This is a genomic window from Clostridioides sp. GD02367 (genome assembly GCF_045900275.1).
Taxonomy (GTDB): domain Bacteria; phylum Bacillota; class Clostridia; order Peptostreptococcales; family Peptostreptococcaceae; genus Clostridioides; species Clostridioides difficile_A.
Genome location: NZ_JBJODK010000003.1, coordinates 326,093 through 340,186, shown reverse-complemented (window position 1 = coordinate 340,186; position 14,094 = coordinate 326,093). Strand labels below are relative to the sequence as shown.

The following is a 14,094-nucleotide window of genomic DNA, read 5'->3' as shown; positions in this document are numbered from 1 at the left end:
GTAATTATACCAAATCTAATTGTATCTTTGTGCTATAATTAGTATGTATTTTTTATTATATTATTTTATAAAAAAATATAATTTAATTATTACTGAGGATATTATTATGTTAGATACATTTATAACACTTGTCTCTTCCATTGTAGAAATATGGGCATGTAAAAAAATTTTTGATTATACAAGTAAAGCAAAAATTAATTTTAAAAAACTAAATATATATTTCTTAATTTCTGTTTTTATTATTATTTCTTCTTTCTATATAAATATTGGAGCGGATAATAGAATTTGGATATGCATACTTATAACTGCTATCTTTTATAAGCTTAATTACAAAGTCAATATATATAAATGTCTAGTAATTTCTTTTTTTTATTGGTTGGTATTGATAGGTATAAATGCATTAAGTATGTTATTAGTAGTATCCATAAATAATTTGGATAATATGAATATTTTACTTAGTGGAAATTTATATAGGTATGAAGCTATATTCTTAGGGAAATTAATCTTAGTTACATTGCTTTATGTTTATAAAATTTCTAGTAAAAATTTTATAATTAGTAAAAAAGAGATATACATATGTGTTCCCATTATAGCAAATTTATTGTCATTTTTTATACTCTATGATTATATTATCAATCTTGTGAAAATTTCTCCAGAGAAAAGAATTGCTTTTTTAGCAATAGTTTTCTTATTAATACTATCTAATATTTCAATATTTGTATTAATACGTATAATACTTAAAATTAAAGTGAAAAAAATAATATAAATTATTTACATAAAAAGGAGATAGCAAATATATCCAAATGCTATCTTCTAACATAATCCATTTCAACTAAAAATTCACTTATAAATAGATATATTGTATAAACAAATTAAGCTACCAATTCAAATATAAATTCTAATAAAATTCATTTAGAGAAAAAGTTAATAATTACTTTTTTATGTATAATTTTACATGGACTTATAGAAAGGTTATTTTATTAAAGAAAGATATAAGTATAAGTAGAAATATAATTTAAAAAAGTGCTTTTAACTTTAAAAAATAATGTTAAAAAGTAAACATATACCATAACCTAAAAAGCAAGATTTTAAATCTTTTAAATGAGTCAATCTTACATATATTTCCGATAGATTATATTGATAAAAAACACTAAAATTAAATTAATAAAGTACTTGGAGGGATGTAAATGAAAGATGAAAATTTTATTAATATTGAATACGAAGATAAACGTTTTTCAATTAATATCAAAGAGATTTTGTACATAGAGAAACAAGAATATGAATCAAAGATTTATACCGAAAATGGTAATTACGAAGTTGGAGAAAATGCTCCTAGTATAAAAAAATTAATGAAAGAAGAAAATTTTTTCAAATGTAGTAATAGTTATATTGTAAATTTAGATAAGTGCGAGTTTTATCTTAGCAATAATTGTATTTTTGTAAATAATAATTTTATAAGAATTTTGGGTTCAGAAAGAAAAAAGAAGTTAAAAAAGAAATTAGAGAAATTATATGATTATGAAGATTAATTTTGAGAGGCTGTATTTTATACAGCCTCTTTATTTATTTATTATTAATAAATTTCAAGTTATGATAAAATATAAAACAAGTAACTTATTTAAATATAAAATTCTTTTTAAGAGAAAGGAAAAAGATATGGGAGATTATAATAAAATAGTTGAATCAAAAGATGATGTAGATACGAATAGAAGAAAATTAAAATATCCTTGTATCTATAAACATTTTAAAGGAAAATACTATGCTACAATGGGGCTTAGTAAGGCTACCAACAATGATGATATAGAAAATATTTGTAAATTATACAGCAAAGAAGATTTAAATAAAAACGAAAATAAATATAAGATAGTTATTAGGCACACTGAAAGAGAAGATGATATCTGTGTATATATAGATTTAGATGGAAAGTTTTATCATAAGGAAGAAAAAGACAAAAATGATTTAGTTCTATATAAGACTTTATACGATGATACAGGTATATTTGCAAGACCTTTGGATATGTTTTTATCAAAAGTAGATATAGATAAATATTTTAATCCAATCCAGAAATACAGATTTGAAGAATTCTATAAGTAATATGTGAAAATTATTTTTTATAAATTTATAAAAGCTCTATTATAGAACAATAACTTGTGTAAATATAAAAGAGATTTATTGAAGATAATATACTAGATTAAATTATAAAATAGAACAAAGTAAAGTATTATATGATATAATTAAGTTTTGAGAAGTACTAATTTATATTTAATAAAAATGGGCATATATTAGGAGGGCATATGGGAAATACTTTTTATATAGTAAGACATGGACAAACAGATTGGAATCTTTTAGGGAAAACACAAGGACATGGTAATTCGGACCTTACTCCTCAAGGGATAGAACAAGCAAAAGAACTTTCTGAAGATATTGGAAAATATTCGATTGATTATATTTTTAGTAGTGACTTAGGAAGAGCAATGCAAACAGCTCAAATTTTAGGGGATAAACTTAACCTTGAAGTTCAAAAAACAGAAGCACTTAGAGAAATGGGTTTTGGAGTTTGGGAAGGACTTTTAATAAAAGAGATTCAAAAAGATTATTCAGATATATATTCAACATGGAGAAATGAACCACACTTAGTAAACATACCAGAAGGAGAAACTCTTAAACTCATAAAAGATAGAGTAGATGCTTTTATAAAAGAATTAAATGAAAAATATGATAATAAAAATATAATTCTTGTCACTCATTCAATCACATTAAGAGTTATGTTATTATCATTTTTAGAATCAGGTATGGAAAATATATATAGAATCAAACAGGATAATACTGCTTTAAATATAGTAGAATTTAAAGATTATGGTCCTGTTATAATAAAAATGAATGATACAAGCCATATAAAAAATCATGTAAAGATAAATAATTCTGCATTAGAGTAATAATCAATTATAAGGAGAAGTTTATGAGTAAAGTTATAGTAGTTGGTGGAGGTGCTTCTGGAATGATGGCAGCTCTATCAGCTTCGAAAAATAATAATGAAGTGATACTAATTGAGAGAAATGGAGAATTAGGAAGAAAACTAAGAGCTACTGGTGGAGGTAGATGTAACTTTACCAACAATAGAGAGATAGAAGATTTTTTTGATAAAGTTGTTAATAATAAGAAATTTCTCTATAGCAGTTTCTACTCATTTACAAATAAAGACCTCATTTCGTATTTTGAAAGTAGAAATTTAGAATATAAAATAGAAGAAGAAAATGATAACAAAGTATATACTAAAAATGATAAATCCATAGAAGTGATAGAAGTACTAAATAAAGATTTAATCAACCACAATGTTAAGATAATGTACAATAAAAAAGTTATAGACATTATAACTGAAGACATAACTTCAGAAAATGATTCTAATAAAGACAAATCAAAGTGTCTAATAAGAGGAGTCATTTTAGATAATGGAGATAAGATATTAGGAGATAAGGTCATTATATCAACTGGAGGAGTGAGTTATTCAAAAACTGGTTCAGATGGTTCAATGTATAAGATTCTTCAAAATCATGGGCATACATTAAATAGTCTATATCCAGCCTTAGTTCCACTTACAATAGAAGAAAAATGGATTAAAGATTTACAAGGAATATCTATGAAGAATGTGGAAATATCTTGTAAGATTAAGAAAAAGAAAATATCAAAGACAGGAGACATGTTATTTGCACATTTTGGAATAACAGGACCCTGTGTGCTTATAATGTCATCTTATATTAATAAGACTATTGATAAAGAAAAGGTAGAATTAAATATAGATTTCTTACCAAGTTTAAATGCTGATGAAATCTCTAGTATAATCAGAGAATTTCCAAACAAAAATATCATAAATAATCTTAAACAAATACTACCTCAAAATTTCTTAAAAGAAATTCTTACGCTATTATCTTTAAATGATAAAAAAGCAAGTGATTTATCTAAAGTGGATGAAATTAAAATCATTGAGTATATAAAAAATATGAAGCTGACTTGTAATGGAACTACAGGTATAAACACTGGTATGGTTACTTCTGGTGGAATATCAGTTAAAGAAATTAACTCTTCCACTATGGAGTCTAAATTAATTAAGAATTTGTTTTTTACAGGTGAAGTAATTGATATAGATGCAGAAACTGGAGGATACAATTTACAAATAGCTTTTTCAACTGGATATCTTTCGGGTATTAGTGTATAAGTGTAGTTTTTAACTAACAATTAAATATGAATAAATAGAGGTGTATATATGGGTAATTTAGTTATAGCTGTAGATGGTCCAGCAGGAGCTGGAAAAAGTACAATAGCTAAAATAGTAGCAAAAAAGCTAGATATAAATTATATAGATACAGGTGCTATGTATAGAGCAGTTACTTATAAGTGTTTAAAAAGTAATATTGATGTCAATAATGAGAAAGAAGTTATTGAGATAGCTAAAAATTCGGATATAGATTTTAAGAATAATAATATTTACTTGGACAAAGAAATTATAAATGAAGAAATAAGAACAATAGAAGTAAGTAATAATGTTTCTGCTGTAGCCAAGATAAAAGAAGTAAGACAGTTAATGGTTGAAGTTCAACGCAGAATAGGAACAAAAAGTTCAGTAATATTAGATGGTAGAGATATAGGTTCATATGTTTTCCCAAATGCAGATTATAAATTCTTTTTAGTAGCTACTCCAGAAGAAAGAGGAAGTAGACGTTATAAAGAACTTTGTGATAAGGGATATAATACTACTTTAAAGGAAGTAATTGAAGATATAATAAAACGAGATGATATTGATTCAAACAGAGAATTTGCTCCATTAGTAAAAGCTAATGATGCACTAGAAATAGATACTACAGGGAAAACCATAGAAGAGGTTGTAGCTGAAGTTGTCTCTAAAATAAATCTTTAGTTTGATGTATCATAATAAAATATAATGTAGTATTGAAGGGAGATAAACGTGAATTTTTATAGATTTGCAATAACTATTTTTAAAGGTTTTTCTAAACTGTTTTTTAAGTATGAGGTTATAGGTGCTGAGAATATTCCAGATAGAGGAAATATAGTAGTAGCCTCAAATCATAAGTCTAATCTTGACCCTGTATTTTTGGCTGCTGCTATAGAAAATAGAGAAATAGCTGCAATTGCAAAAAAAGAATTATTTAAAATTAAGCCATTAGGATTTTTATTAAAAAAATTGCATGTTATGCCGATAAATAGAGAGAAGCCAGATGTATCTACAATAAAAACTATTTTGAGGTCTATTAGAGATGGTTATATATTAGGTATATTCCCAGAAGGGACTAGAATTAAAGGGGATTCTTTTGGTAAAGCTAAGGCAGGTCTTTCTGTATTTACAATAAAGAGTAAGTCTAAAGTTGTTCCAGTATCGATAATATCTAAATATAAACTATTTAGTAAAGTAATTGTATATATTGGAGAACCGATATCGTTTGAAGAACATTTTAAAGAAAAATTGAGTAATGATGACCATGAAAGAATATCACAAGAGATTTTAGAAGTAATAAAACAAAATTACTTTAAATATTCAAAATAAGGGGGGAAAACCTGTGAATGTAAAAATAGCAAGACATGCTGGCTTTTGTTTTGGAGTTAAAAGAGCAATGAAAATGGCATGGGATGAAGTAGAAAAAAATAATTCTGGTATATATGCTCTAGGACCTCTTATTCATAATAAACAAGCAGTAGCAAAATATGAAGAAAAAGGTCTTAAAACTGTAGATGAAATTGATATAATACCAAATTATGAAAATATGATAATCAGGTCTCATGGAGTTCCTGAGAAAATATATAAAGAGGCAAAAGATAAAAAACTAAAAATAGTAGATACTACATGTCCATTTGTAAAGAAAATACATACAGTAGTAAGCGAGTATCATAATAAAGGCTATGAAATAATAGTTATTGGAGATATGAAACATCCAGAAGTAATAGGCATAAATGGATGGTGTGAAAATTCAGCAATAATAATAAAGACTGTAGAACAGATGGAAAATATGGACTTGGATAATTCAAAAAAATACTGTCTTGTGGCACAGACTACAATAAATCCAGATTTATATTCAAGTATAGTTGCTAAACTATCAGATAAACTGGAAAAAATTGTGTTTAATGATACTATTTGTTCAGCTACAAAGACAAGACAAGAATCAGCTAAAGAGTTGGCTAGAGAAGTTGATTGTATGGTAGTTATAGGGGGCAAACATAGCTCTAATACTCAAAAATTAGTAAAAGTTTGTGAAGATTTAGTTCCAACTTTTGCAATAGAAACTAAAGATGAATTGGATGTAGATATGCTTAAAAGATATAAAACATTAGGCATTACAGCGGGAGCATCTACACCTAATTGGATAATAGAAGAAGTTGTAACATTCATTGAAAATTTATAAGTTCAGTAAATAATACAGCATGTGGACATTGTTATAACATAGAACTTATCTATTTATCATATGTGATTTCATACTACATGTGATAAATAGATAGCCTAATATCAAAAAGTGTGTATCTTAATGTATGAGAAATTAATAATATAAGATGCGCACTTTTTAATATTAAGAATATAAAAGATAAATTGATATTGATTATCAATAACAAATAAAATATAATATAATTATTGTGAAATTAGGTAAGGAGGTAAATTAATGGAAATGCTAATATCTGCTTCTGAAGAAGCATTTTTACATGTAGGTTCTATGATTGGATTTTTTATTTTGTTATTTGGATATATTAATTATAAAACTAGTGGGAATTTTACTAATATAATATCAAAAAACAGAAAACTTCAACCTTTGATAGGGGCTTTAATTGGAGCTATACCAGGTTGTGGGGGAAGTTTAGCAATAATGCCATTATACATAAATGGGAAGTTGAGCTTTGGTGCAATAATCGCAAGTTTAATAGCTAGTATGGGAGATGCTGCATTTGTACTTATCTCAGCGAATATTAAGATGTATTTTTTTGTTACAATAGTTAGTACTATTACAGGAATAATAACTGGGCAGTTAGTAGATTGTTTTAAACTTGAAGAAAAATTAGGATTAAAAAAGCGAAGAGAATTGGATAAACACAGTATAAATAAAACCAACTCTAAAGAAGCACATAATCATGATGAAATAATATTGGACAATCTTGCTAAATCTCATGGCAACACAAATAGACTTGCATTTATAATAACACATGGGAAAGGATATAAAATTTATATAGGAATTGTATTAATAGGTTTTATATTTATGTTGCTTGCTCACTCTGGGCTTAATCTACCTATAATTGAGAAGCTACATTCCTTAGAAGAAGCAATTGCAGTTATTGGAATATTATTTTCAATAATTTATATGTGGTGTTTTAAAAAAGTATTTAAAAATTCCAACCAAAAAGAAGAGGAAAATAAAAAGATTTCTCTAAGAGAAATGCTTATACACTCTGTTGGTGAAATATCATTTGTAATTACATGGATTTTTATTGCATATCTTATTTATGATTTGATAATATTAATTTTAGGTGGAGATGAATACTTAGTCAAACTAGTATTATCAACTGGCGTAATAAGTGTATTTATAGGTGCAGGTCTTGGACTTATTCCAGGGTGTGGTATACAAATTGTGCTTATGTCATTCTATTTGAAGGGAACTATACCACTTGGTGCAGTTATAGCCAACTCTATCTCCCAAGATGGAGATGCACTTTTTCCACTTCTAGCAATGGATAAAAAATCGTCTTTATGGGCCATGATTATTACCACTATACCAGCAATACTTGTAGGTATGATAGTTTATGTATTTTTAGGATAAAGATGATTATATACAGATAACTAAGAATGAATAATACAAGTTTATAAATTTATATTTCAAGATTAATAATAAGCAAGTGTAAAGTGAAAATTTAATATGACTGAGCTATTAATGAGAACATGAGGGATAATATTATTTCTCATGTTCTCTCTGTTTAATTAAATGAATATTGGAACAAATTTCAAGTGATACTTTTTATTAAAACTCATATATAATATATATTAATAAATTAAATTATAATATGTAATACAACAAGTATATTGATATAAAAAACTTAAGAGGAGTTGTAAAAATGAGTACTTTAAAGAAAAAGTGTGATGTAGCAAGTGGAAGAGATAAAGCTGACATTGTACTTAAAAATGGAACAATCATAAATGTATTTACAGAAGAATTGATAGTGGGAGATGTGGCAATAGTGGAAGATACTATTGTTGGTATTGGGGATTACAATGGTAATGTAGAAATTGATTGTAGTGGTAAATATATATCACCTGGCTTTATTGATGCACATATGCATATTGAATCTACAATGGTAATGCCAATTGAATTATCAAAAAAATTATTGAAATCAGGTACGACAACTATCATCGCTGACCCACATGAATTGGTTAATGTAAAAGGAGCAAATGCAATAGATTTTTTATTAGAAGCGACAAAAGATATACCACTTAATGTATATATCATGATGCCTTCATCTGTACCTGCGACAAGATTTGAAACTAATGGAATCGGTAAATTTTGTGCAAAAGACATGGAGAAGTATATACAGAATCCTAGGATTTTAGGATTAGGAGAGGTAATGTGCTTTAATGATGTTATAGATTCTGAAAAAGAAATCTTAGATAAATTAGAAATTTTTAAAAGTAAGATTGTAGATGGACATGCTCCAAATATAAGTGGGAAATCACTTCAGACATATGTGTGTGCAGGAATAGAAAATGACCACGAATGTATAACTTTTGATGAGGTATATGAAAAATTGAGAGCAGGTCTAAAGATTTTAATAAGGGAAGGTAGTGCAGCGAAGAACTTGAAATCTATAGTAAAGGGATTGTTAAATCATAACTTACCAATTGAAGAATTTATGTTTTGTACAGATGATAAGCATTTAGATGATATAGAAAAACAAGGTCATATAAGATGGAATATAAAATGTGCAATTGATTTAGGTATGGAACCTATCAAAGCCATAAAGATTGCAACATATAATTCGGCAAAAGTATATGGGTTAAAAAAGATTGGAGCAATAGGAGCTGGTTATAAAGCTGATATTGTTGTGTTGAATAGTTTAAATGAAATGGAAGTGGAGAGTGTTTATAAAGATGGTAAATTGGTAACTAAAGAAATGTTCTCTAATTACAATTATGAGATTAAAGACAAAGAGTTACTCAATACAGTTAAATTTAAAGAGATTAGTAAAGAGAAAATACAGTTAAAATCAAATGAAAAAAATTATGTGATGGAAATTGTACCTTATCAAATTTTAACAAATAAATTGTATGAATCCATACCAAATGTAGATGGATATTTTATTCCAAATAAAGAGTATTCAAAGCTTTGTGTTGTTGAGAGACATAGAATGACTGGGAATATATCAATTGCACCACTAAAAGGCTTTGGAATAAAAAATGGAGCAATAGCCACTACTGTGGCTCATGATTCTCATAATATAATAGTTGCAGGAGATAATGATGATGACATAATAATTGCAATAAATTATTTGAAAGAAATTCAAGGTGGTTATGTAATTGTATCAAATGGAAAAGTTATTGCACACCTGAATCTTCAAGTCGCTGGATTAATTAGTACTCTTCAAGCTGAAGAAGTACAGGAAACGACTGACAATATGTTGGAGATAGCAAGAAATATGGGAGTGCCAAGATATGTAGACCCTTTTATTACGCTTTCTTTTATGGCGCTTCCTGTTGTTCCACAAATAAGACTTACTGATTTAGGCTTGTTTGATGTTGAAGAATTTAAATTTATATAGATTATAATATTATAAAAATAACAATAAACAGACAGTATTTAATATATATTGAATACTGTCTATTTTAATTAGTCTATTATTTAAAGAGATTTTAAGTTTGAATAATAGACTTAAAGTATTTTTACTTATTTTTAGTATATAAATATATGAAAATTATATATTGATGAATTTTTATACATAAAAAATAAAATATTTTATTTACGAACAGATATATGGGGTAATAATATATACATAATATAAATTTATCAATAAAAACAAAAGGAGAGATATATATGTTGAGTATAGGAACAAAAGCACCAGAATTTACATTAGAAGATAAAGATGGAAATAAAGTAAGTATGTCAGATTTTAAAGGAAAAAAAGTAGTAGTATATTTTTATCCTAAAGATAATACACCAGGTTGCACACGCCAAGCTTGTGCTTTTAGAAATGCGTATGATGGGTTTAAAAAGGATGATGTACAAGTTATTGGTATAAGTAAAGATAGTATAAAATCACATCAAAAATTTGCAGAAAAACATGAACTGCCATTTATTTTACTTTCTGACCCTGATTTAGTTGCTATTAAAGCCTTTGATGTATGGAAAGAGAAAAAAATGTATGGAAAAACTGCATTGGGAGTTGTGCGAGCAACATATATCATAGATGAAAATGGAATTATTGAAAAGGTATTTGAAAAAGCAAAGCCAGATACAAATGCACAAGAAATTCTTGAATATTTGGAAAAACAGGAGTAATAGAAATTTATGATTGTAATGTTATCACCAGCTAAAAATATGAAGCATGTAGAAACATTTGATAGAGAATTAAGTTTGCCTTGTTTTATAGATAATGCAAAAGAAATAGTGGAGAATATAAAAATATTTAGTATAGAAGATTTCAAAAACAAAATGAAAATCAATGAAAAACTAGCTACATTAAATAAAAATAGATTTGAGAGCATTAAGTTTGATAGACTTGGGAGTCCTGCAATCTTAACTTATGATGGAATGCAATATAAAAACATAGAAGCACATAGTTTTACAAAGCAAGATGAAGAATTTGCAGATGGTTGTATTCGAATCATAAGTGGATTGTATGGAGTTATAAAACCATATGACAGCATATATGAATATAGATTAGAAATGCAGACAAAATTACAGATACAAGAATTTAAGAATTTATATGAATATTGGGGAAATAGCATATATAAAGAACTAATTAAAGAAAAAAAGGCTATCGTCAATCTGACATCAAATGAATACAGTAAATCCATAGAAAAATTTATTAAAGATAGTGATACATATATTACATGTACTTTTAAAGTAAGTAAAAATGGTAAATTGAAAGTTGAATCTACACAAGCAAAGAAAGCTAGAGGAATGATGGTAAAATATATTGTAAAAAATAGAGTAGGAGATATTGAGGAACTAAAGAAGTTCGATTTAGGTGGATATAAGTATCAAGAAAAGCTATCTGATAGTGGTGAATATGTATTTGTAAAAGAGTAGATAGTTTTAAATATTAAATAGTATTGTTAAATTTAGGTAAAATATGCTTATTGTGTATTGAATTGAGCTTAATTTTAAAATATAATTATTCTTAAATCAAAAAAAGAAAGGAGTGATCTTCCAAAATGGAAAATCACAAACAGATGCCTTGGCATTCAAGAGCAACACATGAAATTTTAGAAAGTCTAGATTCATCAGAAGAGGGGCTCACCGATACCGAGGCGGAAAAACGGATTAAAGAGAATGGTTTAAATGAACTGAGAAAAAAACCACCTAGAACAACTTTACAAATGCTTTGGAGTCAAATTACAGATGCTATGGTTTTAATCTTAATAGGTGCAGCCATATTATCTTTGATATTTGGAGAATTTACAGAAGCTTTTGTAATACTAATAATTGTAACAGTAAATGCAGTTATTGGAATCGTTCAAGAGAAAAAAGCAGAATCATCACTAGAAGCACTAAAAAATATGAATTCACCTATAGCTCGTGTTATGCGTGAGGGTGAAGAAAGTGTTATTCCAGCAAGTAATCTTGTAGTAGGAGATATTGTTTTTTTAGAAGATGGGGCGATGGTTCCAGCAGACCTTCGTTTAATAGAGACATCAAGTTTAAAAATTCAAGAAGCTTCATTAACAGGAGAATCTGTTCCATCAGAAAAAGACTCAGATACAATCTTATCTGAAGAATGTGTATTAGGAGACCGTAGCAATATGGCTTATACATCCTCAATCGTCACATATGGTAGAGGTGTAGGTGTTGTAGTTGCAACTGGTATGGATACAGAAGTGGGTAACATAGCGCATCTTTTAGATTCACAAGATGATTTTGATACTCCTATAAAACGTAAACTTAATACTGTTGGAAAGACATTAAGTGTAATAGGTATTATTGTATGCGTTGTTATATTTGCAATAGGTGCATTTTATCAGAGACCTCTCTTGCCAATGTTTATGATTGCAATTTCCCTTGCCATATCAATTATTCCAGAGGGATTACCTGCAACAGCTACTATTGTAATGGCTTTAGGCGTACAACGTATGGCTAAAAGAAATGCTTTAATTAGAAAATTACCTGCTGTTGAAACACTAGGAGGAGCTACAGTAATATGTTGTGATAAAACTGGTACATTAACTTTAAATAAGATGACTGTTACACATATTGCTGTAAATGGAGATTTTGAATCTGGGAAAGTTACATCAATAGATACTGCATCTGAAAAACATCCACTAGTATATAAAGAGATTGTTTATGCTGGTGCACTTTGTAATGATGCATGTATTAATCCAGATAAAACAGATGAAATATTAGGTGACCCAACAGAGGGTGCATTAATTTTTATGGCTAACAAATTTGGAATAGATCAAGAAGCTCTTGAAGAAGAATATCCACGTGTATTTGAACAGCCTTTTGATTCTGATAGAAAATGTATGACAACTGTTCATAATATAGATGGAAAGATTACTGCTTATACTAAAGGTGCAGTAGATGAAATTCTTGACTTATGTACTAAAATATTAACATCAAAAGGCGAAAGAAATATTACCGAATTGGATAAAAAAAATATACACGAATTATGTCTTACTATGTCTAAAGATGCATTGCGTGTACTTGGTTTTGCGAAGCGTGAGATTTCATCTATACCAAAAGAAGATAATGAAAATATAGAATATGATTTGACATTTATAGGTATGGTTGGTATGATTGACCCTCCAAGAACTGAGGTAATTGATGCAGTAAATACTTGTAAAGAAGCAGGTATAAGAACTATAATGATAACTGGTGACCATAAAGTTACTGCCACAACAATAGCTCATGAATTAGGAATATGGAATGAAGGAAATACTGTTATATCTGGTGATGAACTTGATAATTTAAGTGATGATGAGCTAGATGAGGCTGTTAAAAATGCTACAGTATTTGCACGTGTGTCCCCGTTTGATAAACTTAGAATTATACAATCTCTAAAAAGAATTGGAGAAGTGCCAGCAATGACTGGAGATGGAGTAAACGATTCTCCTGCCTTAAAATCTGCTGATATTGGTATAGCTATGGGTATAAGTGGTACAGACGTTGCAAAAGATTCTTCTGATATGATTTTAATGGATGATAGCTTTACAACAATTGCTTATGCAATAAAAGAAGGTAGACGTGTATATAGAAATATACAGAAAGTTATACAATTCTTACTTGTTGGTAATATAGCAGAGATACTTACATTGTTTGTTGCAATATTATTAAATTGGGATACTCCACTTCTTGCAGTTCATATTTTGTGGGTAAACCTTGCAACTGCTACACTTCCAGCCCTTGCGCTTGGAGTTGACCCACCAAGTAGAAATATAATGAAGCATCAGCCAGTAAAATCAACAACCTTATTTGAAAAAAATCTTATACAAAGAGTAGTTACTCAAGGTATATTTGTGGCAATAATGACTATTTTAGCATATAAAATTGGTCTTAATATAGAAAATCATGCTGTAGGTCAAACAATGGCATTTTGTGTATTAGCATTTTCACAAATGTTAAGAGCATTTAGTCAGCGTTCAAATACAGATTCCATGTTTAATAAAAATAATGGTAAGAATCCATTTCTTTTAATTTCATTTTTAACTTCTGCATTATTAATAGCAGTAATACTATTTGTACCTGTCTTTAGAAATGCATTCAGTTTAACTATTTTAAATGGTTCAGAATGGCTCATAACAATCATTCTAGCCACAATGTCTGTAGTTCAAGTAGAAGTTGGAAAAGTTATTAAAAGAAAAATTTTAAAAAAATAGTTGACAAAATTAGGAAAAATATA

Annotated in this window: 12 protein-coding genes; all 12 read left to right on the top strand. The window is 27.7% G+C overall.

From position 1 onward, the window contains the following. Positions 1-1,187: 1,187 nt before the first annotated feature. The 12 genes from Q3223_RS05845 (at position 1,188) to Q3223_RS05790 (ending at position 14,071) form a co-directional block, all read left to right on the top strand. Entirely contained in the window at positions 1,188-1,529 is a 342-nt protein-coding gene (locus Q3223_RS05845; protein WP_054270290.1) for a LytTR family DNA-binding domain-containing protein, read from the top strand. A gap of 127 nt (positions 1,530-1,656) precedes the next feature. After that, entirely contained in the window at positions 1,657-2,094 is a 438-nt protein-coding gene (locus Q3223_RS05840; protein ID WP_223195487.1) for a DUF1653 domain-containing protein, read from the top strand. 200 nt (positions 2,095-2,294) lie between these two features. Further along, positions 2,295-2,936, top strand: coding sequence for a histidine phosphatase family protein (locus Q3223_RS05835; RefSeq protein ID WP_284181913.1), 642 nt, complete (start codon positions 2,295-2,297; stop codon positions 2,934-2,936). A gap of 23 nt (positions 2,937-2,959) precedes the next feature. Next, positions 2,960-4,213: an NAD(P)/FAD-dependent oxidoreductase gene (locus Q3223_RS05830; protein WP_054270292.1), complete on the top strand. Its 1,254-nt coding sequence runs from the start codon at positions 2,960-2,962 to the stop codon at positions 4,211-4,213. 48 nt (positions 4,214-4,261) lie between these two features. Continuing rightward, positions 4,262-4,912: a (d)CMP kinase gene (cmk, locus tag Q3223_RS05825; protein ID WP_054276694.1), complete on the top strand. Its 651-nt coding sequence runs from the start codon at positions 4,262-4,264 to the stop codon at positions 4,910-4,912. 48 nt (positions 4,913-4,960) lie between these two features. Next, positions 4,961-5,557: a 1-acyl-sn-glycerol-3-phosphate acyltransferase gene (locus Q3223_RS05820; RefSeq protein WP_054270294.1), complete on the top strand. Its 597-nt coding sequence runs from the start codon at positions 4,961-4,963 to the stop codon at positions 5,555-5,557. A gap of 13 nt (positions 5,558-5,570) precedes the next feature. Then, positions 5,571-6,410 carry a 4-hydroxy-3-methylbut-2-enyl diphosphate reductase gene (locus tag Q3223_RS05815; protein ID WP_065388390.1) on the top strand — a complete coding sequence of 280 codons (840 nt, stop codon included), beginning with the start codon at positions 5,571-5,573 and terminating at the stop codon, positions 6,408-6,410. Between the two features lie 252 nt (positions 6,411-6,662). Next, positions 6,663-7,808 carry a putative manganese transporter gene (locus Q3223_RS05810; protein WP_054270295.1) on the top strand — a complete coding sequence of 382 codons (1,146 nt, stop codon included), beginning with the start codon at positions 6,663-6,665 and terminating at the stop codon, positions 7,806-7,808. A 292-nt stretch (positions 7,809-8,100) separates the two neighbouring features. Continuing rightward, complete coding sequence (gene ade, locus Q3223_RS05805; protein ID WP_407811760.1) at positions 8,101-9,798, top strand: adenine deaminase; 1,698 nt, start codon at positions 8,101-8,103, stop codon at positions 9,796-9,798. 272 nt (positions 9,799-10,070) lie between these two features. Continuing rightward, entirely contained in the window at positions 10,071-10,535 is a 465-nt protein-coding gene (gene bcp, locus Q3223_RS05800; RefSeq protein WP_021384605.1) for a thioredoxin-dependent thiol peroxidase, read from the top strand. A gap of 9 nt (positions 10,536-10,544) precedes the next feature. Next, positions 10,545-11,288 (top strand): peroxide stress protein YaaA, encoded by a 744-nt coding sequence (yaaA, locus tag Q3223_RS05795; protein ID WP_407811759.1) that lies wholly within the window; start codon positions 10,545-10,547, stop codon positions 11,286-11,288. A gap of 125 nt (positions 11,289-11,413) precedes the next feature. Further along, positions 11,414-14,071, top strand: coding sequence for a calcium-translocating P-type ATPase, PMCA-type (locus tag Q3223_RS05790; RefSeq protein ID WP_407811758.1), 2,658 nt, complete (start codon positions 11,414-11,416; stop codon positions 14,069-14,071). Positions 14,072-14,094: the final 23 nt, after the last annotated feature.